The 20,166-nt window shown below is 71.2% G+C and carries 15 protein-coding genes and 1 riboswitch; of the genes, 7 read left to right on the top strand and 8 right to left on the bottom strand.

Going from position 1 to position 20,166, the window contains the following annotated elements; genetic code table 11:
- Positions 1 to 70 precede the first annotated feature (70 nt).
- The 4 genes from ACIPFH_RS26505 to ACIPFH_RS26490 all read right to left on the bottom strand — a co-directional run bounded on the left by ACIPFH_RS26505 (position 71) and on the right by ACIPFH_RS26490 (position 5,252).
- Positions 71 to 751 carry a response regulator gene (locus ACIPFH_RS26505; RefSeq protein ID WP_356261735.1) on the bottom strand — a complete coding sequence of 227 codons (681 nt, stop codon included), beginning with the start codon at positions 749 to 751 and terminating at the stop codon, positions 71 to 73.
- Positions 748 to 2,418: an ATP-binding protein gene (locus tag ACIPFH_RS26500; RefSeq protein WP_401830058.1), complete on the bottom strand. Its 1,671-nt coding sequence runs from the start codon at positions 2,416 to 2,418 to the stop codon at positions 748 to 750. The genes ACIPFH_RS26505 and ACIPFH_RS26500 overlap by 4 nt, the downstream gene beginning before the upstream one ends.
- 129 nt (positions 2,419 to 2,547) lie before the next feature.
- Positions 2,548 to 3,489, bottom strand: coding sequence for a sucrase ferredoxin (locus tag ACIPFH_RS26495; RefSeq protein ID WP_401830057.1), 942 nt, complete (start codon positions 3,487 to 3,489; stop codon positions 2,548 to 2,550).
- Positions 3,490 to 3,995: 506 nt separating this feature from the next.
- Positions 3,996 to 5,252 carry a citrate/2-methylcitrate synthase gene (locus tag ACIPFH_RS26490; RefSeq protein WP_401830055.1) on the bottom strand — a complete coding sequence of 419 codons (1,257 nt, stop codon included), beginning with the start codon at positions 5,250 to 5,252 and terminating at the stop codon, positions 3,996 to 3,998.
- Positions 5,253 to 5,350: 98 nt separating this feature from the next.
- Here ACIPFH_RS26490 and ACIPFH_RS26485 point away from each other — a divergent pair, with 98 nt between their 5' ends.
- Positions 5,351 to 6,535: a citrate synthase/methylcitrate synthase gene (locus ACIPFH_RS26485; RefSeq protein ID WP_401830053.1), complete on the top strand. Its 1,185-nt coding sequence runs from the start codon at positions 5,351 to 5,353 to the stop codon at positions 6,533 to 6,535.
- Positions 6,536 to 6,637: 102 nt separating this feature from the next.
- Here ACIPFH_RS26485 and ACIPFH_RS26480 read toward each other — a convergent pair whose 3' ends face one another.
- Both ACIPFH_RS26480 and ACIPFH_RS26475 read right to left on the bottom strand, forming a co-directional pair.
- Positions 6,638 to 6,877: a hypothetical protein gene (locus tag ACIPFH_RS26480; protein ID WP_356254954.1), complete on the bottom strand. Its 240-nt coding sequence runs from the start codon at positions 6,875 to 6,877 to the stop codon at positions 6,638 to 6,640.
- Positions 6,878 to 7,144: 267 nt separating this feature from the next.
- Entirely contained in the window at positions 7,145 to 7,702 is a 558-nt protein-coding gene (locus ACIPFH_RS26475) for a DUF6082 family protein (RefSeq protein WP_401830051.1), read from the bottom strand.
- 323 nt (positions 7,703 to 8,025) lie between these two features.
- On the opposite strand from ACIPFH_RS26475, the gene ACIPFH_RS26470 reads away from it, so the two are divergent.
- The gene (locus ACIPFH_RS26470) at positions 8,026 to 9,099 is read left to right on the top strand and encodes a CobW family GTP-binding protein (RefSeq protein ID WP_401830048.1); all 1,074 of its coding nucleotides are present in this window, start codon (positions 8,026 to 8,028) and stop codon (positions 9,097 to 9,099) included.
- Here ACIPFH_RS26470 and ACIPFH_RS26465 read toward each other — a convergent pair.
- The gene (locus tag ACIPFH_RS26465) at positions 9,096 to 11,585 is read right to left on the bottom strand and encodes a DNA topoisomerase (ATP-hydrolyzing) subunit A (RefSeq protein ID WP_401830047.1); all 2,490 of its coding nucleotides are present in this window, start codon (positions 11,583 to 11,585) and stop codon (positions 9,096 to 9,098) included. The two genes, ACIPFH_RS26470 and ACIPFH_RS26465, sit on opposite strands and share 4 nt — an antisense overlap.
- Positions 11,586 to 11,855: 270 nt before the next feature.
- Here ACIPFH_RS26465 and ACIPFH_RS26460 point away from each other — a divergent pair, with 270 nt between their 5' ends.
- The 4 genes from ACIPFH_RS26460 to ACIPFH_RS26445 all read left to right on the top strand — a co-directional run bounded on the left by ACIPFH_RS26460 (position 11,856) and on the right by ACIPFH_RS26445 (position 16,605).
- The gene (locus ACIPFH_RS26460; RefSeq protein WP_356254942.1) at positions 11,856 to 13,205 is read left to right on the top strand and encodes a pitrilysin family protein; all 1,350 of its coding nucleotides are present in this window, start codon (positions 11,856 to 11,858) and stop codon (positions 13,203 to 13,205) included.
- Positions 13,202 to 14,590 (top strand): M16 family metallopeptidase, encoded by a 1,389-nt coding sequence (locus ACIPFH_RS26455; protein WP_401830045.1) that lies wholly within the window; start codon positions 13,202 to 13,204, stop codon positions 14,588 to 14,590. The genes ACIPFH_RS26460 and ACIPFH_RS26455 overlap by 4 nt, the downstream gene beginning before the upstream one ends.
- Before the next feature lie 202 nt (positions 14,591 to 14,792).
- Positions 14,793 to 14,961: riboswitch (cyclic di-AMP (ydaO/yuaA leader) on the top strand.
- 15 nt (positions 14,962 to 14,976) lie between these two features.
- The gene (locus tag ACIPFH_RS26450) at positions 14,977 to 15,720 is read left to right on the top strand and encodes a M23 family metallopeptidase (protein ID WP_401830043.1); all 744 of its coding nucleotides are present in this window, start codon (positions 14,977 to 14,979) and stop codon (positions 15,718 to 15,720) included.
- 189 nt (positions 15,721 to 15,909) lie between these two features.
- Positions 15,910 to 16,605: a GntR family transcriptional regulator gene (locus ACIPFH_RS26445; protein ID WP_401830041.1), complete on the top strand. Its 696-nt coding sequence runs from the start codon at positions 15,910 to 15,912 to the stop codon at positions 16,603 to 16,605.
- 225 nt (positions 16,606 to 16,830) lie between these two features.
- On the opposite strand, the gene ACIPFH_RS26440 is transcribed toward ACIPFH_RS26445, so the two are convergent.
- On the bottom strand, positions 16,831 to 17,112 hold the full coding sequence (locus tag ACIPFH_RS26440; RefSeq protein ID WP_355703427.1) for an HPr family phosphocarrier protein: 282 nt from the start codon (positions 17,110 to 17,112) through the stop codon (positions 16,831 to 16,833).
- Positions 17,113 to 17,291: 179 nt separating this feature from the next.
- Between ACIPFH_RS26440 and ACIPFH_RS26435 the strand changes: the two genes are divergently transcribed.
- Positions 17,292 to 20,153 (top strand): GNAT family N-acetyltransferase, encoded by a 2,862-nt coding sequence (locus tag ACIPFH_RS26435; RefSeq protein WP_401830040.1) that lies wholly within the window; start codon positions 17,292 to 17,294, stop codon positions 20,151 to 20,153.
- Positions 20,154 to 20,166: the final 13 nt, after the last annotated feature.

Here is a 20,166-nt window from a genome sequence, read left to right as displayed (position 1 = left end):
GGCGGCGGGCCGGGATCCGTGTCCCAGGAGGGTACGGTCTCCCTTCCCCCCGCCCCCGAGGACCGTGCCCTCAGGCGCGGGTCGCCCACACGTAACGGTGTTCCGGGCGGCCCGCGTCGCCGTACTTCAAGGTCAGCCGGGCTCTTCCCGTGCGCTCCAGGAGCTTCAGGTAGCGCTGGGCGGTCTGGCGGCTCACCCCGGTCCGGTCGGCGATCTCCTGAGCCGACAGGGGCCCCTCGGCGTTCATCAGGGACTGGCGTACGAGTTCGGCGGTGGTGGGGGAGTGCCCTTTGGGGAGGCCGGGTTCCGAGGGGGCGGACAGTGCGCCGAACATGCGGTCCACGTCGGCCTGTTCGGCCTCCCCGCCGCCGTCGAGGGTGCGACGCAGCTCGGCGTACGCCTCCAGCTTGGCGCGCAGGCCCGCGAAGGCGAACGGTTTCACCAGGTACTGAAGGGCGCCTTGGCGCATCGCCGCCTGCACCGTGGAGATGTCCCGCGCGGCCGTCACCATGATGACGTCGGTCTGGTGGCCGCGCCGGCGCATCTCCTGGACGACCTCCAGACCCGTCTCGTCGGGCAGGTAGTGATCCAGCAGGACGAGGTCCACACGGGGCAGCAGCTCCAGCCGGCGCAGCGCGTCGGCCGCACTGTGGGCCTCGCCGGCCACATGGAAACCCGGCACCTTCCCGACGTAGGCGGCGTTGACCTGGACGACCCTGGAGTCGTCGTCCACGACCAGGACCTCGATCATCGCGACTCCTCCTCGACAGGGCTCGCCGCCGGTGCGGCCAGTGCGGGTTGCAGGTCGGGCGCGGTCAGCGCCTCGGGCAGGACGACGGTGAACTCGGCGCCCCCACCGGCCGCTTCGTCGACCGTCGCGTGCCCGCCCTGCCGCTCGGCGAGTCTGCGCACCAGGGAGAGCCCGATGCCACGCTTGCCGTGCGCCGGCGGCTTCTTCGTGGACCAGCCCTCTGTGAAGATCAACTCCCGTTGCTCGGCCGGGATCCCGGGCCCTGTGTCCCGCACCCGCAGGACCGCGGCACGGCCCTCCGCGCGCAGTTCGACCTCCACGCGCGCGTGCGGCTTGCCCGCGACGGCGTCGAGCGCGTTGTCCACGAGGTTGCCGACGACCGTGACCAGTCCGCGCGGGTCGATCAGGCGGTCCGGCAGCCACGTGCGGTCCGAGACCCACAGGGCGACAGCGCGCTCGGCCGCGACGGTCGCCTTGCCGACCAGCAGGGCGGCGAGCAGCGGGTCCCCGATCTTCTCGGTCACCTGCTCCGCGGTGGCCCGGTGATCACCGACGACCTCTCCGACGAAGTCCACGGCGTCGTCGTACATCTCCAGTTCGAGCAGCCCGAGCAGCGTGTGCATCCGGTTGGCGTGCTCGTGGTCCTGGGCGCGGAGCGCGTCGATGAGGCCGTGCGTCGAGTCGAGTTCGCGGCCGAGCTGTTCCAGTTCGGTGCGGTCGCGCAGGGTGGCCACGGCGCCGCCGTCGTCGGTGGGCATGCGGTTGACGACCAGGACGCGCTGTCCGCGGACGGCGATCAGGTCCGTGCCGGTCACCCGGCCCGCCAGCACGTCGGCCGTACGTCCCTCGCCGAGCGCCTCGTCGGGCGACCTGCCCACCACCTCCTCCCCGATGCCGAGGAGGCGCTGGGCCTCGTCGTTGAGCAGCCGGACGCGACCGGCGCGGTCCAGGGCGACGACGCCCTCCCGGATGCCGTGCAGCATCGCCTCACGCTCGGCGAGCAGCGCCGAGATGTCCGAGAAGGCCAGGTCGCGGGTCTGTCGCTGGACCCGTCGGGAGATCAGCCAGGCGGCCAGCGCGCCCACGGCCAGAGCGCCGCCGGCGTAGGCGAACAGCCCGGGGATGGCGTGGATCAGGCGGGCTCGCACACTGTCGTACTCGATGCCGACCGAGACCGCGCCGATGATCTTGTCGTTACCGTCGCGCAGGGGCACTTTGCCGCGGGCCGAGCGGCCCAGGGTGCCGCTGTCGATCTCCATGACGTCCTTGCCGGCCAGTGCCTGGCTCGGGTCCGTCGAGACGTGGCCGCCGACCTGTTCGGGCTCGGTGTGCGACCAGCGCGTGCCGTTGAGGTCCATCACCACGACGTACTCCGCACCGCTGGCCATGCGTATGCGCTCGGCCTCCCGCTGCACCGGGCCGTCGACCGACGGCCGCGTGCTCCGGAGGTCCTCGGCGATCTGCGGAACGGCCGCGGTGGTCTGGGCGATGGCGAGGGCGCGGCGCATCGCCTGGTCGTCCAGCTGATCGCTGAGCGGGGCGAGGAACAGTCCGGTCGCGAGCACCACGACTCCCGCGGCGATCGCCAGCTGCATGAGCAGAAGCTGCGAGAACATGCGGCGCGGCATTCCGAGGCGCAGGCGACGGGCGGGGGGAGTGGGGCTCATACCCAAGACGGTACGTGGGTGGACCGGCGCAGCCGTAGGGGTGGGTGAGGTGGATCTCTTGACCGGCTCAAGAGGAAACGGTTCGGCCGTGCCCGAGCGGGGGGCGGCCGAGCGCCGCTCCGAGGTGGGTCAGCCCGCCGGCGCCGTCCCGGTCAGCTCGCGTACCGCCACCACGTCCATCCGCGCAGGTGAACCGAGGACCGACGTGCCGCAGCTCTCCGGCCGGGGCGGCAGCGAAGCGCCCTCGGCCACGACGACCTGCCAGTGGCGACCGTCCGTGTGCGCGACGGTCACCTCCCAGCGTGGTGCGCCACCGGTGGTGCGGACGACGCTCAGCACCTCCGCCGCCTCCTCGCCGGTCGCGGAGCGCACCGCCAGTTCCGCCGCCTGGCCGGGCCGCTCCCAGGCCGAGGACCCGCGGCACCCCTCCACGACGATCCGGCCCTCCTGGACGCCGTGCAGGACCTCCTTGACGGTGTGGGCCTCGGCGCGGCCGTACGCGTAACCGTGCGGCAGGACGAGCAGCGTGGGGGAGAAGCGATGACCCCCCAGATGGGTGACCTCCCAGGCGCCCCGCACCCCCGAGGCGGCGAGTTCCGCGGCCAGCGGACGGCCGAGCAGCGCGCAGCAGCGGTCACGCTTGCCGTTGGTGCAGACGAGGGCGAGCGGGTCGCCCGTGTGGGAGCGGCCCCGCAGGGCGGTGTCGAAGGTGTGGTGGTCGCCCCTGCCGAGCGCGGCGAAGTCGAGGTCCAACAGCTGCCGGGGATCGTGGGTCGTGGCGTTGTGCAGCCACACCTTTCCGGGGACGGTGTGCGCCGCGTACACCTGCCGCAGGGGCGGCGCGCCGAAGTCCGCGTGGCGTCCAGGGCGGCGGATGAGCGCGATACGTACGCCCGTGTCCTGCGCGGCGGCCTCCAGGGCGCGGCCCAGGGCCGGGTCCAGGTGGCTCGAAACCAGCGCTCTGGCACCCCAGGGGCCGGGCTGTTCCAGGAGGAGCCAGGTCGTTGCCGTGGCCGCGGTTCCGGAAATGGGCTCACCGAGATCCCGCGAGACGGTCGCGCACGTACTCACAGAGGTGAGCCTAACCTGACTTGCCGCAGAGCGACTTCCGGCCGGGGCATCTGCTCAGCCATGTCGGTACACGTGCGCGTGCCGCCTGGACCGGGGCGCCCTGGCTTGGCCGGGCGTCTGCCCTGGTCGTAGCGGTGCCGTCCGTCCTGCCGGCCGCCCGGGAGGGGATGGCGTGCGCGGGGCCGTGGGGCCGCCACGATCGTGCCGTTCGTTCCGCCGCGGACGGCGCCGGCGGGGCGTGCGCGGGGCCGTGGGGCCGTGGGGCCGCCACGATCGTGCCGTTCGTTCCGCCGCGGACGGCGCCGGCGCACACGCTCGGGCCCGCGACGGACTACGGCGCCCGCCTGCCCGCGGGACCGGGCCGCACGTCGACCGCGGGTACGGTCGCGAACCTCCTCGCACCGGGGTGCCTGTTCGGGGACGGTCGGGCCGCTCGCGCCCGAGGCCCTCCCCGGAGGCGGCCCGGGGCGCTTCCGCCGACGGCTGCTGTCGGCCTGTCCGGTTCCCTACTCCGGTAGGGGCTGCGGCGGCTTGGGGCCCACGTAGTGACCGCTCGGGCGCATCCGGAGGGGCCGCTCGCCGTACTCCTCCAGGGCATGGGCGACCCAGCCGGCCGTACGGGCGACGGCGAAGATCGTCTCGCTGGCCGAGGGCTCCATGCCGCTGGACGCGGTGAGGACGGCGAGCGCCAGGTCCACGTTGGCGTGCAGCGGTGCGTGGCGGGCGGTCGTGGCCACGATGTCCCTGGCCGCCGCGAGGGCGGGCCCTGCCGCGGGGATCTCCTCCAGGAGGGCGAACAGGGCACGCGCGCGTGGGTCCTCTCCGGGGTAGAGCCGGTGACCGAGGCCCGGAATGCGACGGCCGGCCCGCAACTCCTCGGCGATCACCGGGGCGGCACTGCCGAGGTCGAGCACCTCGAACAGCATGCGATGGGCGAGACCGCCGGCCGCGCCGTGCAGTGGTCCCTCGATCACGCCGAGTCCGGCGGAGACCGCCGCGTACGCGTGCGCACGGGCCGAGGCGGCGACGCGCACCGCGAGGGTCGAGGCGGCCAGGTCGTGGTCGGCCAGCAGACCGAGCGCCGTGTCGAGGACGCGCAGCTGCGCGTCCTCGGCGGGGCGGCCACTGAGCCGGCGCCACAGGCGCAGGGCGAGCGGTCCCTCGTCCCCGTGCGCGGGCCACTTCGGGGGCAGGGCCGCGACGAGGGTGGGGATCAGGATGCGCGCGGTGCCGAGCACGGCGTCCTCGGACAGGTCGAACCGCAGGGGGTCCACAGCGGCCGCGGCGACGGCGGCGACCCGCAACCGGTCGGTGGGGCCGGTGTGCTCCGGCAGTGCCTCGACGACGCTACGGGCGGCCTCGACGGATGCCTCCGGCGCGGTGAAGGTGGCCCCGGGGTGCAGTCGGCCGGTCCACAGCCACTCCGCGACCTCTTCGTAGGAGTGCCGGGTGGCCAGTTCGACCGCGTCGACGCCCCGGAAGTAGTAGTGGTCCTGGTCGATGAACGTGACCCGCGTGCGTACGGACAGCTCCGTCCCGGAGCCCCGGCCCCCGCTGCCCTCCCGCCTGTTGCGTCGTGCCAGCGCTTCGACCTCCTTGGCGTCGAAGGTGCTGCCCCGGCCACCGGGCGTGCGCCGGCTGCTCAGCTGGCCGCGGCTGACGTACGCGTACACCGTCTCGGGTTTCACACCGAGCAGTTCGGCGGCCTCCTTGGTGCTCAGCCGTCGTTCGGGATGGCCGGGTCCGGGTTCCTGATCACGCATGGGGGTCACCGTATCCACAAGACAGTTGTATTGATTCAATCAATATTGACAGGCATCAAGTCAAGCATGGACAGTCGAATCAAGTTCAGGGAGGAAAAATGTCCGTCAACCCGTCCACAGCCACAGCCACAGCCACAGCCACAGCGCCCGACGTGCCGCGGGGGCTCGCCGGTGTCGTCGTCGCCGACACGAAGGTCGGCGACGTCCGAGGACGCGAGGGCTTCTACCACTACCGGCAGTACTCCGCCGTGGACCTCGCGCGCACCCGTCGCTTCGAGGACGTCTGGCATCTTCTGCTCCACGGCGAGCTGCCGGACGCGCGGCGCAGTGCCGCCTTCGCCGCCGGGACCGCTGCACTCCGCGGCCTGCCCGAGGAGGTGGCAGCCGCGCTGCCCGCCCTGGCGGCGGCCGGTGCGGACGCGAATCCGCTGGCCGGGATGCGGACGGCGTTGTCGCTGCTGGGCGCGGCGAAGGGTTTCCGGCCGGTGTACGACGTCGACGCGGACCGGCGCCGCGAGGACACGGTCGTCGCGGCCGCGGCCGTACCGACGCTGCTCACCGCGCTGTACCGGCTGGGGCGCGGCCTCGAACCCGTCGAGCCGCGCGAGGACCTTACGTACGCGGCGAACTACCTCTACATGCTGACCGGAGCCGAGCCCGACCCGGAGCGCGCCCGCGCCGTGGAGCAATACTTGATCTCCACCATTGATCACGGCTTCAACGCATCAACCTTCACGGCGAGGGTGATCGCCTCGACCGGAGCGGACGTGGCCGCGTGCCTCGTGGGGGCGGTCGGGGCGCTGTCGGGACCGCTGCACGGGGGAGCTCCCAGCCGTGCGCTGGACACCCTGGACGCGATCGGTACCCCGGATCGCGTCGACTCCTGGATCCGTGAGCGTGTCGTCGCGGGGGAGCGCATCATGGGCTTCGGCCACGCCGTCTACCGCACGGAGGACCCGCGTTCGCGCATGCTCCGCGAGATCGCGCGGCGATTCGGAGGCCCGCGAGTCGAGTTCGCCGTCGAGGTCGAACGGCGCGTCGAGGCGATTCTCGCCGAGCTCAAGCCGGGCCGTGAGTTGCACACCAACGTGGAGTTCTATGCCGGCGTGGTCATGGAGCTCTGCGGGCTGCCCCGCGAGATGTTCACCCCGACCTTCGCGGCGGCGCGGATGGTGGGCTGGAGCGCCAACATCCTGGAGCAGGCGGAGGACTCGAAGATCATCCGTCCGGTCGCGCGGTATGTGGGACCGGGAGCGCCGGTCGAGGTGCCGGCCGTGGCCTGAAAGGGTTCCGCTCCAAGGGTGGGCGTATGCGAGGCAGGCCCGGCGTCACGGGAGGGCGAGCCGGGCCCTTTTCTCGAAAGGTCCTGGAGGTCTCGAAAGGGTCTAGAGGTCCGGAATATCGGCCTTAGCGCGAATCAGTGTCTCGCGTGTGATGACGACAATGCGCTCGTGGTCGCCGCGTGAGGCGTCGGAGGGAAGGTCCGGGTCCAGTGAATCCGTGGCGTCCGTGCCGATAATGGCGAAATTGCCGTCGGCAAGTTCGAAAATATCGGGGCAATTTGCTCCACTCACGCTCCCCCGAGCGCGCGGAGATGCACCGATCCGACGGATGATCTGACTCACTGTTGCTTCCCTTGGGTCCGTTGGCTTGCGCACGACGACTGCGCGGTGCAAGGCGGGCCCTGTGGGGTGCGCTCGTCATCCGGCGGCGTAGGCGACGATCTGGTGGGGTCCTCTACGCGATCAAGCGCGAGTCAACTCCCTGACGCCTCACTTAACTCCCGACTTGACCTCTTCGTTATGGGCCGAGGGTGTGATTCCGCAGGAGGGGGTGCGAGCCCCGGAGCGTGAGCCCTCGACTGCGGGAGTGCGCCGAGGGCTCACGGGAGTTCATGGGCTCGGCGGCTCGCCCACCACCCACCATTCGTCCGTGTCCGACTCCTCGAGTTGTGTCAGGAGTTCGTCCACCATATGGCCGAGTTCCGCTTCGTCCGAACCGTCGGCAATGGTCGCCCGCTGGTGTCTCGTCGCGTACCAGTACTCCCGTACCACAGGGTTCTGCAGAATACCTCGAATGTATCCGAAGAACTCTTCACGGGATATGTTGCCGATCCGGTAATAAAACAACGCGTTTGTGTAGAGAGCGTTGGCGTAGAGGTACTGGCGCCGCTGCTTGGTGGAAACGGGGGCCTCGAAGAGATCCAGCACCTCCGCCAGTTCCGGGTCGTCGATGGCTTTGCTCAGCAATTCCCAGTGCAGGCGCTGCTGGTTGGCCAGATTGGTGTGCTGCTGGGTGTGCGCGGTCCGCTCCAGGTGCTCCAGTCGGACGCGCAGTGCCTCCAGCGCATGGCGCTGTGCCGCCATGGTGACGAGGGCACCCGCGGCCAGGCCAGCGGTCGCCGCGGCGACCGCACCAAGTCCGCGTACCCGAAACCTCTGTGTGGCCATGTCAAAAACCCCCGATCGAGCGGCCGTGCGCCGGTCGTCGGGGTGCGGGTGGACGTGACGGGGACCGGCGAGCGGTGGGCGGCGCTTGCCGTCTCCCAGAGTGCCGAGCGGCTCTGATCGGCGGGGGAGGCGGAGGGGAGGCGCACGGAGGGAAGCGAGGGTCGCACGCCAGGGCGCCTTGCCCAACGTCTGCCCCGCAAATGCTGCTAACAATCGTTCACTTCGCGGCGATTCCTGCGGCTCGTATCCTTGAGCGGCATTCAATCCTCGTACGCGCGCCGGGCCGCGCGCCGGTGCACGCGTAGGTTGCAGAAAGGTCGCACGTGTCGCAGAGCCGCAGTCCGCAGCAGATCCCGGTCGTCGTACTCGCCGGATTCCTGGGTTCCGGAAAGACGACCCTGCTCAACCATCTCCTGCACCGCAGCGGAGGCAGCAGGATCGGTGCGATCGTGAACGACTTCGGCGCCATCGAGATCGACGTCATGGCCGTGGCCGGTGCGCTCGGCGACTCGACCGTCTCACTCGGCAACGGTTGCCTGTGCTGCGCGGTCGACACCAGCGAACTCGACGTGTACCTCGAACGCCTCGCAGGACCCGGTTTCGGCATCGATGTCATCGTCATCGAGGCCAGCGGACTCGCCGAGCCCCAGGAACTCGTCCGGATGGTGCTGGCCAGTGAGCATCCCGGCATCGTCTACGGCGGCCTCGTCGAAGTCGTCGACGCCGCCGAGTTCGAGGAGACCCGGGCGAAACACCCCGGGATCGACCGTCACCTCGCCCTCGCCGACCTCGTCGTGGTGAACAAACTCGACCGCGCGACCGACGCCGACCGGGTCCTCGGACTCGTCCGCTCCCTCACCGACCGGGCCGCCGTCGTTCCCGCCACCCACGGCCGTATCGACCCCGAGTTCCTTTTCGACTGCCGTCCCAGCGAGGAGCGCGTCGGGCAGCTCTCCTTCGACGACCTGCACGACCACTCCGGCAGCGATCACGCCGGCCATCTCCACACCGCCTACGACAGCCTCTCCTTCACCTCCGCGGTACCCCTCGACCCCCGCCGGCTGATGGCGTTCCTCGACAGCCGGCCCGAGGGGCTCTACCGGATCAAGGGATATGTCGGCTTCGGTCCGCACGATCCGGCCAATCGGTATGCCGTGCACGCCGTCGGGCGATTCCTCCGCTTCTACCCGGAGCCCTGGCCGCCCGCCGACGCCCGCCTCACCCAGCTCGTCCTCATCGGCTCCGGCATCGACAACGCCGCCCTCGCCAAGGGACTCGAGGCGTGCAAGGACGACGCCCCACACACCGACGAGCACGGCATGTGGGGCGTCCTGCGTTACGTACGGTCCCCCGACGACGAGGCCTTCCAAGAGGTCGAGGCCGAGGTCGAGGCCTAGATCGGTCCGGCGACCACCGAGACCGTCTTCGTCAGCGACACGCCGGAGCCGTCACGGCGCGGGTCGATCTCCGGCAGCTCGGCCGGCAGGCCGTTCTTCTGTGCCGCCTTGGCGGGGACGGGGCCCGCCCACGCGAGCGACAGGCAGTCCTCGCCCTTCAGGAACCGCTGGCAGCGCACACCACCCGTGGCGCGACCCTTGCGCGGGTACTGGTCGAAGGGGGTGACCTTGGCGGTCGTCTGGACGGAGTCGTCCAACGTCCCTCGCGAGCCCGCGATCGTGAAGACCACCGCGTCCGCCGCGGGATCCACGGCCGTGAACGAGATCACCTTCGCGCCCTCGGTGAGCTTGATGCCCGCCATACCGCCCGCGGCACGGCCCTGCGGGCGCACCTGCGAGGCCTGATAGCGCAGCAACTGGGCGTCGTCGGCGATGAAGACCAGATCCTCCTCGCCGGTGCGCAACTCGACGGCGCCGACGATCCGGTCGCCCTCCCTGAGGGTGATGACCTCCAGCTCGTCCTTGTTGGTCGGGTAGTCGGGCACGACCCGCTTGACGACGCCCTGTTCGGTGCCGATGGCCAGACCCGGGGACGACTCGTCGAGGGTGGTCAGGCAGACCACCGTCTCGTCGCCCTCCAGGGAGACGAACTCCGCCAGCGGGGCGCCGCCCGAGAGGTTCGGCGCCGAGGCCGTGTCCGGGAGCTGCGGCAGGTCGACGACGTTGATCCGCAACAGGCGGCCCGAGGACGTGACGGCACCGACCTCCCCGCGCGCGGTGGCCGATACCGCCGAGACGATCACATCGTGCTTGGTGCGCTTGCCGTCCCCGTCCCCGTCCCCGTCCCCGTCGCCGTCCTCGGCGTTCGCCGTGAAGGGGTCGTCGTTCGCCGTACGGGCCAGCAGATCCGTGGAGGACAGCAGGACACGGCACGGGTCGTCCGCGACCTGGAGGGGTACGGCGGTGGCCGTGGCGCCCGACGACTCCAGCAGGACGGTACGGCGCTCGGTGCCGAACCTCTTCGCCACCGAGGCCAGTTCGGCCGAGACCAGCTTGCGCAGCTCCGCGTCCGAGTCCAGGATCCGGGTCAGCTCGGTGATCTCCTCGTTGAGCTTCTCCTTCTCCGCCTCCAGCTCGATGCGGTCGAACCTGGTCAACCGGCGCAGCGGGGTGTCGAGGATGTACTGGGTCTGGATGTCCGACAGCGAGAAGCGCTCCATCAGGCGCTCCTTGGCCTGCGCGCTGTTGTCGCTGGAGCGGATCAGTCGGATGACCTCGTCGATGTCGACGAGCGCCGTCAGCAGGCCCTCCACCAGGTGCAGCCGGTCCCGGCGCTTGCTGCGGCGGAACTCGCTGCGTCGGCGCACCACGGTGAAGCGGTGGTCGAGGTAGACCTCCAGAAGCTCCTTGAGGCCCAGCGTGAGCGGCTGGCCGTCGACCAGAGCCACGTTGTTGATGCCGAAGGACTCCTCCATCGGCGTGAGCTTGTACAGCTGCTCCAGGACCGCCTCCGGCACGAAGCCGTTCTTGATCTCGATGACCAGGCGCAGGCCGTGCGCGCGGTCGGTGAGGTCCTTGACGTCGGCGATGCCCTGGATCTTCTTCGAGCCGACCAGGTCCTTGATCTTGGCGATGACCTTCTCGGGCCCGACGGCGAAGGGCAGTTCGGTGATGACCAGGCCCTTGCGGCGGGCCGTGACGGTCTCCACCGCCACCGTCGCGCGGATCTTGAACGTGCCGCGGCCGTTCTCGTAGGCGTCCCGGATGCCGGAGAGGCCGACGATCCGGCCGCCGGTCGGCAGGTCGGGGCCCGGAACGTACTTCATCAGGGCGTCCAGATCCGCGCCGGGGTAGCGGATCAGATGCCGGGCGGCCGCGATGACCTCGCCCAGGTTGTGCGGCGGCATGTTCGTGGCCATGCCGACCGCGATCCCGGACGAGCCGTTGACCAGGAGGTTCGGGAAGGCGGCGGGCAGCGCGACCGGCTCCTGCTCCTGGCCGTCGTAGTTGGGCGTGAAGTCGACCGTGTCCTCGTCGATCGACTCCGTCATCAGGCTCGTCGCCGCGGCCTGACGGCACTCGGTGTACCGCATGGCCGCAGGCGGGTCGTCGTTGCCCAGCGAACCGAAGTTGCCGTGCCCGTCGACCAAGGGCACCCGCATGGAGAAGGGCTGGGCCATCCGCACCAGCGCGTCGTAGATGGACGCGTCGCCGTGCGGGTGCAGCTTGCCCATGACCTCGCCGACGACCCGGGCGCACTTCACATAGCCGCGCTCCGGGCGCAGGCCCATCTCGTTCATCTGGTAGACGATGCGGCGGTGCACCGGCTTGAGGCCGTCACGGGCGTCCGGCAGGGCGCGGGAGTAGATGACCGAGTACGCGTACTCGAGGAAGGAGCCCTGCATCTCGTCGACGACGTCGATGTCGAGGATCCGCTCCTCGTACGAGTCGTCGGGCGGCGGGGTCTTCGTGCTGCGGCGGGCCATCGCTGCCGGCTCCTTGCTGGGGCGTGATACGGGATCTGACGCGGACCATTGTGGACCGTGGCACTGACAGAGCGGGCGAGGACCCGGGGTCGGCCGTCCGGCCCGTACGCAGAGGCTTCTCCTCCGCGGCTGCCCGCAGGCTACGCGATCTCGCTCTCGGCGTATGTCGTGCGGGAACTTCGCGGACCGTCCGCACGCTTGCATACAGTGGCAGGACCGGCAGGAAAACCGCGGTTTCGACGACCGCGTCCGCGATCGGAAGGGACGTACATGCCCATGGGTCACACGGCCACAGCCCAGGCAGGCTCCGGGGGCCTGACAGCGACCGAGCACCGTCTGGCCAACGGCCTGCGCGTGGTGCTCTCGGAGGACCACCTGACCCCCGTCGCGGCGGTGTGCCTCTGGTACGACGTCGGTTCACGCCACGAAGTCAAGGGGCGTACCGGTCTTGCTCACCTCTTCGAGCACCTGATGTTCCAGGGCTCCGGCCAGGTCAAGGGCAACGGCCACTTCGAGCTGGTCCAGGGGGCGGGCGGCTCGCTCAACGGCACCACCAGCTTCGAGCGCACGAACTACTTCGAGACCATGCCCACCCACCAGCTGGAGCTCGCCCTCTGGCTGGAGGCCGACCGGATGGGCTCGCTGCTCACCGCGCTCGACGACGAGTCGATGGAGAACCAGCGCGACGTCGTCAAGAACGAGCGCCGCCAGCGCTACGACAACGTCCCCTACGGCACGGCGTTCGAGAAGCTGACCGCCCTCGCCTACCCGGACGGCCACCCGTACCACCACACGCCGATCGGTTCGATGGCGGACCTGGACGCGGCGACACTGGAGGACGCGCGCGCGTTCTTCCGCACGTACTACGCGCCCAACAACGCGGTGCTCTCCGTGGTCGGCGACATCGACCCCGAGCAGACCCTCGCCTGGGTCGAGAAGTACTTCGGCTCCATCCCCGGCCACGACGGCAAGCCCGCGCCCCGTGACGGCGGCCTGCCCGACGTCATCGGGGAGCAGCTGCGCGAGGTCGTGGAGGAGGAGGTGCCGGCCCGTGCGCTGATGGCCGCCTACCGCCTGCCCCAGGACGGCACGCGTGCGTGCGACGCCGTCGACCTTGCGCTCACCGTCCTCGGAGGCGGCGAGTCCTCCCGCCTCTACAACCGGCTCGTGCGCCGCGACCGTACGGCCGTCGCGGCCGGCTTCGGCCTGCTGCGGCTCGCCGGGGCGCCCTCCCTGGGGTGGCTGGACGTGAAGACGTCCGGCGACGTCGAGGTGCCCGTCATCGAGGCCGCCATCGACGAGGAGCTCGCCCGGTTCGCCGAGGAGGGGCCGACGGCCGAGGAAATGGAGCGGGCCCAGGCGCAGTTGGAGCGCGAGTGGCTCGACCGGCTCGGCACGGTCGCCGGCCGCGCCGATGAACTGTGCCGGTTCGCCGTCCTGTTCGGCGACCCGCAGCTCGCTCTCAACGCCGTCCAGCGTGTGCTGGACGTGACGCCCGAGGAGGTGCAGGAGATCGCCAAGGCCCGCCTGCGCCCCGACAACCGCGCGGTGCTCGTCTACGAGCCGACCGCGGCCGAAGCCCCCGCCGACCAGGACGAGAACGAGGAGGCGGCCCGGTGACCGAGCTCGCCACGATGGACTTCCACCCCCAGCCCCGGGCGGGCGAGGCCAGGCCGTGGGCGTTCCCGGCGCCCGAGCGCACCGCGCCGGCCAACGGCCTGACCGTGCTGCACTGCCACCGTCCCGGCCAGCAGGTCGTCGCCGTCGAGATCCTCCTCGACGCGCCCCTGGACGCCGAACCGGCAGGCCTCGACGGCGTCGCCACGATCATGGCGCGCGCCTTCTCGGAGGGCACCGACAAGCACTCCGCCGAGGAGTTCGCCGCCGAACTGGAGCGCTGCGGCGCCACCCTGGACGCGCATGCCGATCACCCCGGCGTCCGGCTGAGCCTCGAGGTGCCGGCCTCGCGCCTGCCCAAGGGCCTCGGCCTGCTCGCCGACGCCCTCAGGGCGCCCGCGTTCGCCGACAGCGAGGTCGAGCGCCTCGTCCGCAACCGCCTGGACGAGATCCCGCACGAGCTGGCCAACCCGTCCCGGCGCGCCGCCAAGGAGCTCTCCAAGGAGCTGTTCCCGGCCACCTCGCGCATGTCGCGCCCGCGTCAGGGCACCGCGGAGACGGTCGAGAAGATCGACTCCGCCGCCGTACGCGCCTTCTACGACAAGCACGTCCGCCCCGCCACGGCCACCGCCGTGATCGTCGGCGACCTCACCGGCGTCGACCTGGACGCGCTCCTCGGCGACACCCTGGGCGCCTGGACGGGCTCCTCGGGCCAGCCGCGGCCCGTGCCGCCGGTGACGGCCGACGACACCGGCCGGGTCGTCATCGTGGACCGTCCCGGCGCCGTCCAGACGCAGTTGCTGATCGGCCGGATCGGCGCCGACCGGCACGACCGTGTGTGGCCCGCGCAGGTGCTCGGCACGTACTGCCTCGGCGGCACCCTCACCTCCCGGCTGGACCGCGTCCTGCGCGAGGAGAAGGGCTACACCTACGGTGTCCGCGCGTTCGGGCAGGTCCTGCGGTCGGCTCCGGACGGTTCGGGCGCCGCGATGCTCGCCATCAGCGGCTCCGTGGACACCCCGAACACCGGTCCCGCTCTGGACGACCTGTGGAAGGTCCTGCGCACCCTCGCCGCCGAGGGGCTGACCGACGCCGAGCGTGACGTCGCCGTGCAGAACCTGGTCGGCGTGGCGCCGCTGAAGTTCGAGACGGCCGCGGCCGTCGCCGGCACGCTGGCCGACCAGGTCGAGCAGCACCTGCCCGACGACTTCCAGGCCACGCTGTACCAGCAGCTCGCCGCGACCGGCACGGTGGAGGCCACCGCGGCGGCCGTGAACGCCTTCCCGGTGGACCGGCTGGTGACCGTCCTCGTCGGAGACGCGGCCCAGATCAAGGAACCGGTGGAGGCCCTCGGTATCGGCGAGGTGAAGGTCGTGTCCGCGGAGTAGTTCCCGGCAACGACGCGCGCGTGCAGGGGCCCTGGTCGACGAAAGTGTCACCAGGGCCTCCGCATGTCCGAATTGAGACGGAGGTTGCCTGTCTGCCCTGTGGGATGCGCTACAAAAACCGGGATCCGTTTGAGGATTGAAACCCGCGCCGCTTAGCGTCATGCGGGCTGTTCGTCAGGCAGTGCGCCGCAGCCGCGGCACCGGACAGTCATCGCCGAGTCCCCGTACGGCGCGAGCCAGGGGAGCCGGGGACCCAACTGTGAAGTCCCTGGGGTGAATCGGACGCCCGCGCGCCAAGCGCGAGGGGGTCCGTAGGAGACCTTCCTGCTCCGAACCCGTCAGCTAACCCGGTAGGCGAGAAGGAAGGAAAGGACACCCCCAACTTCATGGCGTTCACCTGCGCCACCGGGAAGCACCGTCGGCCCAGCCGGATGCAGCGCAGCGGCGTCCGCGCGGCGGGCCTCGCGGCGCTCACCACCACCGGTGTCATGGCCACCGTCGCCTCCACCCCGGCCTTCGCCGCCGAGCCCACCCCCGAGCAGACCGGGCTGATCCCCGTCGTCACCGCCGGCGAGTCCGTCGTCGAGCAGATCGACGACCAGGTCGCCGTGCAGAAGCAGGCGGCCTTCGAGGAGGCCTCCCGCCAGGCCGCCGCCAAGAAGGCCGTGGAGGAGCGCGAGGCACGCGTACGTGCCGCCCGCGACGCCGAGCGCAAGCTCCTCAACACCTTCGTGTCGCCGATCACCGGTTCCTACGTCTCCACCGGCTACCAGGCCAGCAGTTCGCTGTGGTCCTCCGGCAGCCACACCGGCATCGACTTCCACGCCGCGAGCGGTACCTCCGTGCACGCGGTGGGCTCCGGCACCGTGGTCGAGGCCGGCTGGGGCGGGTCCTACGGCAACGAGATCGTCATCAAGATGAACGACGGGACGTACACCCAGTACGGTCACCTGTCGTCCCTCGCGGTGTCGGTGGGGCAGCAGGTCATCCCGGGCCAGCGGATCGGCCTGTCCGGCGCCACCGGCAACGTCACCGGCCCTCATCTGCACTTCGAGGCGCGTACCACCGCGGAGTACGGCTCGGACATCGACCCGGTCGCCTACCTTCGCAAGCACGGCGTGAACGTCTGACGACCCACGGCGACAGATCGTCTTGCCCCGGCCCCTCCCGGCCGGGGCTTTCGTCGTTTTCGAGGGCCCGCTGTCCAAAAAATATCCCCGGATTCCGGTCCGCCGTCGGAAATTCCCGCTCATTGCAATAGAGTCACGGAACACACGTCAATCGTCGACGTTTCACGGGGATTAAGGCGGAGGTCCGTCATGCGTATTCCGGCGCACTCGGTGTGCACGGCCATTCGGGACGACATCGTCGCGGGTGTCTACGAGCGCGGCAGCCGCCTCACTGAGGAACTCCTCGCCCGCCGCTACGGCGTTTCCCGCGTCCCGGTCCGGGAGGCGCTGCGCACGCTGGAGGCCGAGGGCTTCGTCGTCACGCGGCGGCACGCGGGCGCGTGCGTCGCGGAACCGACCGAGCAGGAGGCCGCGGACCTGCTGGAGATGCGCATGCTGCTGGAGCCGCTCGGCGCCTCCCGGGCCGCCCAGCGGCGCACCGAGGCCCATCTCAAGGTGCTGCGCGGACTCGTCCGGCTGGGGCAGGAGCGGGCCAGGAGGGGTAACAGCGAGGATCTGCGCTCCCTGGGGGGCTGGTTCCACGAGACGCTCGCCCAGTCCTCCGGAAGCCATGCCCTGACGTCGATGCTCACCCAGCTGCGCCACAAGATCGCGTGGATGTACGCGGTGGAGGCTCCGGCGAACCCCGTGGAGTCCTGGGCGGAGCACGGCGCGATCGTGGACGCGGTGGCGCGCGGTGACGGCGAGCGCGCGCGGGCGATCACGTCGCTGCACACCGAGCGCGCGACGTCCGCGCACCGGCTGCGCTTTTCCGGCGGACCCGAGCGCGCCGACCGTGTGAGGACTTCGCAACCTCCCGTAAACATGACGGGCCTTCGGCATTAACACGGGGGCCGTATACAAAGAGGAGATAATTCGCGGGGGATTATTTCTGCTGCCCGGGAACGGGAATTGCGAAGGGCTCGCCCGATAATTCGGACGAGCCCTTCGGGGTTGGCGGGACGACCCCTTTGAAGCGACGAACACCGCAACCGTCAATTGAGCGACCCCGACGACGCGCAACCGAATCCGCGAGAGCGGCGCCGGCTCAGGTGCGCGGGTTGCGCGCGGTCAGACGGTCTCGGGAAGTTCCTCGAGCCCCTCGGCGACCAGCTTCGCCAGACGGTCGAGGGCGGCGTCCGCGCCGTCGGCCTCGGAGGCGAGGACGATCTCCTCGCCGCCCTGGGCTCCCAGGCCGAGAACGGCCAGCATGGAGGCCGCGTTGACGGGGTTGCCGTCGGCCTTGGCGATCGTCACCGGGATACCTGCGGCCGTGGTGGCCCGGACGAAGATGGAAGCGGGGCGGGCGTGAAGGCCCTCGGCCCAGCCGACGTTGACGCGGCGCTCAGCCATGTGATGCTGCCCTTCAGTGTTCAGGTTGTCTAGACCAGTGTTCCACACGTGAAGCGTGTGAGGGAGGGGTTGTGTCACCCGCTCCCGGACGTGGTCGTCGGATCGCGGCCTCGATCCGACGTTCGTCCTCCACAGACTGCCTCGCGCCGTTGTCGTACGCGAGCCGTACTCTGGGCCCCATGCAGAGCGCGTCGGACCGCCACGAATATCCCGCCCACTGGGAGGCCGACGTGGTGCTGCGCGACGGCGGCACCGCACGCATCCGCCCCATCACCGTCGACGACGCCGAGCGCCTGGTCAGCTTCTACGAGCAGGTTTCGGACGAGTCGAAGTACTACCGCTTCTTCGCGCCCTACCCGCGGCTGTCCGCCAAGGACGTCCACCGCTTCACGCACCACGACTTTGTGGACCGGGTGGGACTCGCGGCCACCGTGGGCGGCGAGTTCATCGCAACCGTACGCTATGACCGCATTGGCGCCGACGGCATGGCGGCCTCGGCGCCGGCCGACGAGGCCGAGGTCGCGTTCCTCGTGCAGGACGCCCACCAGGGCCGGGGCGTCGCCTCCGCACTGCTCGAGCACATCGCGGCCGTGGCACGCGAGCGCGGCATCCGCCGCTTCGCGGCGGAGGTGCTTCCCGCCAACACCAAGATGATCAAAGTGTTCACGGACGCCGGCTACACCCAGAAGCGCAGCTTCGAGGACGGCGTCGTGCACCTGGAGTTCGGCCTCGAACCCACCGAGCGCTCCCTCGCGGTGCAGCGCGCGCGGGAGCAGCGCGCCGAGGCGCACTCCGTACGGCGGCTGCTGGCGCCCGGCTCGGTCGCCGTCGTCGGCACCGGCCGCACTCCTGGCGGCGTCGGCCGGAGCGTCCTGGGCAACCTTCGGGAGGCGGGCTTCACCGGCCCTCTGTACGCGGTGAACAAGGCCTTTCCCGAGGACCTGAAGGAACTGGACGGGGTGCCCGCCCACCGCTCGGTGCGCGACATAGCGGCACCCGTCGACCTCGCGGTCGTCGCCGTCCCGGCGGAGCAGGTGCCCGAGGCCGTCGCCGAGTGCGGCGAGCACGGCGTGCAGGGACTGGTGGTCCTCTCCGCCGGCTACGCCGAGAGCGGGCCCGACGGGCGTGAGCGCCAGCGCGAACTCGTCCGGCAGGCACGCGCGTACGGCATGCGGATCATCGGCCCCAACGCCTTCGGGGTCATCAACACGTCCCCGGAGGTCCGGCTCAACGCCTCACTGGCCCCGGAGATGCCGAGGCCCGGCCGGATCGGCCTGTTCGCGCAGTCCGGCGCCATCGGCATCGCCCTGCTGTCCCGCCTCCACCGGCGGGGCGGAGGAGTCACCGGCGTCACCGGCGTGTCGACCTTCGTCTCCTCCGGCAACCGTGCGGACGTCTCCGGCAACGACGTGCTCCAGTACTGGTACGACGACCCGGACACCGATGTCGCCCTCATGTACCTGGAGTCCATCGGAAACCCGCGCAAGTTCACCCGCCTCGCACGGCGCACGGCGGCCGCCAAGCCCCTGGTCGTCGTCCAGGGCGCGGGTTCCGCCCCGCAGGGGCACGCCGTACGGGCTACCCGGCTGCCGCACGCGACGGTGTCGGCGCTGCTGCGGCAGGCCGGTGTGATCCGCGTGGACACCATCACCGAACTGGTCGACGCGGGCCTGCTGCTCGCCCGCCAGCCGCTGCCGACGGGGCCGCGGGTGGCGATCCTCGGCAACTCCGAGTCGCTGGGCCTGCTGACGTACGACGCCTGCCTCTCGGAGGGACTGCGGCCGCTGCCGCCGCTGGACCTGACGACGGAGGCGTCGGCGCAGGACTTCCACGCGGCGCTGGCCCGGGCGCTGGCCGACGAGACGTGCGACGCGGTGGTCGTGACGGCGATCCCGGCGATCGGGGAGAGGTCGCCCGGGGACGCGGAGCTCGCCGACGCCCTGCGGTCGGCCGCGGCCGCCGCTCCCGCGAAGCCGGTGCTCGTCGTGCACGTGGAACTCGGCGGCCTCGCGACGGCGCTGTCCGCCGCGGCGAGCACCGCACCGCGCGCGGAAGCCGCCCCACGCGTGCGGCCCGACGACCAGGACCGCGTGCGGCCCGACGGCCAGGACCGCGTGCGGCCCGACGACCAGGACAGCGGGCCGCCGGCGCCCACCGCCGTCGAAGCGCCCGAGGGAACACACCTGATCCCCGCCTACCCCGCGGCCGAACGCGCCGTCCGCGCGCTCGCGGAGGCGGTGAAGTACGCCCAGTGGCGGCGCGAGGCGGCCGACGCCGGCAAGGTGCCCGAGTACGAGGACATCGACGAGAAGGGCGCCGCCGGACTGATCGGGGGGCTCCTCGCGCGCGGGCAGGGCCTGACCCTCGGCACCGACGAGACGTGCGAACTGCTCGGCCGCTACGGCATCCGCATCCGCCGGGCGATCCCGGCCCCCACCCCGGACGAGGCCGCGCGGGCCGCGGACGCCCTCGGCTATCCCGTCGCCCTCAAGGCCACCGCCCCGCACCTGCGACACCGCGCGGACCTGGGCGGCGTACGCCTCGACGTGGCCGACGAGGAGCAACTGCGTCGGTCGTACGCCGAGTTGACCGAGCTCTTCGGCAAGCCGGAGGAGATCCGTCCCGTCGTGCAGGCGATGGCACCGCGCGGGGTCGACACGGTCGTCCGCGCGGTCATCGACCCGGCGGCCGGAGCCGTCCTGTCCTTCGGGCTCGCGGGAGCCGCCTCGCAGCTGCTCGGCGACATGGCGCACCGGCTGGTCCCGGTCACGGACCGGGACGCCGCCGCGCTGATCAGGTCCATCAGGACGGCCCCGCTCCTCTTCGGCTGGCGCGGCTCGACACCCGTCGACACCGCCGCCCTGGAGGAGCTGCTGCTGCGGGTGTCCCGGCTGGTCGACGACCACCCCGAGGTCGTCGCGGTCACCCTCGAGCCGGTCGTCGTCGCCCCGCACGGCCTGAGCGTCCTCGGCGCGTCCGTTCGCCTCGCGCCCCCACCGGCCCGCGACGACCTCGGACCGAGAACGCTGCCGACGTACTGAGCACGCCCCTGGG

The sequence above is a fragment of the Streptomyces sp. NPDC088157 genome, assembly GCF_044741545.1.
In the GTDB taxonomy this organism is placed as follows: domain Bacteria; phylum Actinomycetota; class Actinomycetes; order Streptomycetales; family Streptomycetaceae; genus Streptomyces.
Note: the sequence above shows the minus strand (reverse complement) of the source record. Positions and strands in the feature narration are given on the sequence as shown.

Excerpts from the sequence above, each read along its gene's own strand:
- ACIPFH_RS26505 (WP_356261735.1), bottom strand. The coding sequence starts at position 751 with ATGATCGAGGTCCTGGTCGTGGACGACGACTCCAGGGTCGTCCAGGTC.
- ACIPFH_RS26500 (WP_401830058.1), bottom strand. The coding sequence starts at position 2,418 with ATGAGCCCCACTCCCCCCGCCCGTCGCCTGCGCCTCGGAATGCCGCGC.
- ACIPFH_RS26490 (WP_401830055.1), bottom strand. The coding sequence starts at position 5,252 with ATGCGTGATCAGGAACCCGGACCCGGCCATCCCGAACGACGGCTGAGC.
- ACIPFH_RS26485 (WP_401830053.1), top strand. The coding sequence starts at position 5,351 with ATGTCCGTCAACCCGTCCACAGCCACAGCCACAGCCACAGCCACAGCG.
- ACIPFH_RS26475 (WP_401830051.1), bottom strand. The coding sequence starts at position 7,702 with ATGGCCACACAGAGGTTTCGGGTACGCGGACTTGGTGCGGTCGCCGCG.
- ACIPFH_RS26465 (WP_401830047.1), bottom strand. The coding sequence starts at position 11,585 with ATGGCCCGCCGCAGCACGAAGACCCCGCCGCCCGACGACTCGTACGAG.
- ACIPFH_RS26460 (WP_356254942.1), top strand. The coding sequence starts at position 11,856 with ATGCCCATGGGTCACACGGCCACAGCCCAGGCAGGCTCCGGGGGCCTG.
- ACIPFH_RS26450 (WP_401830043.1), top strand. The coding sequence starts at position 14,977 with ATGGCGTTCACCTGCGCCACCGGGAAGCACCGTCGGCCCAGCCGGATG.
- ACIPFH_RS26445 (WP_401830041.1), top strand. The coding sequence starts at position 15,910 with ATGCGTATTCCGGCGCACTCGGTGTGCACGGCCATTCGGGACGACATC.
- ACIPFH_RS26440 (WP_355703427.1), bottom strand. The coding sequence starts at position 17,112 with ATGGCTGAGCGCCGCGTCAACGTCGGCTGGGCCGAGGGCCTTCACGCC.
- ACIPFH_RS26435 (WP_401830040.1), top strand. The coding sequence starts at position 17,292 with ATGCAGAGCGCGTCGGACCGCCACGAATATCCCGCCCACTGGGAGGCC.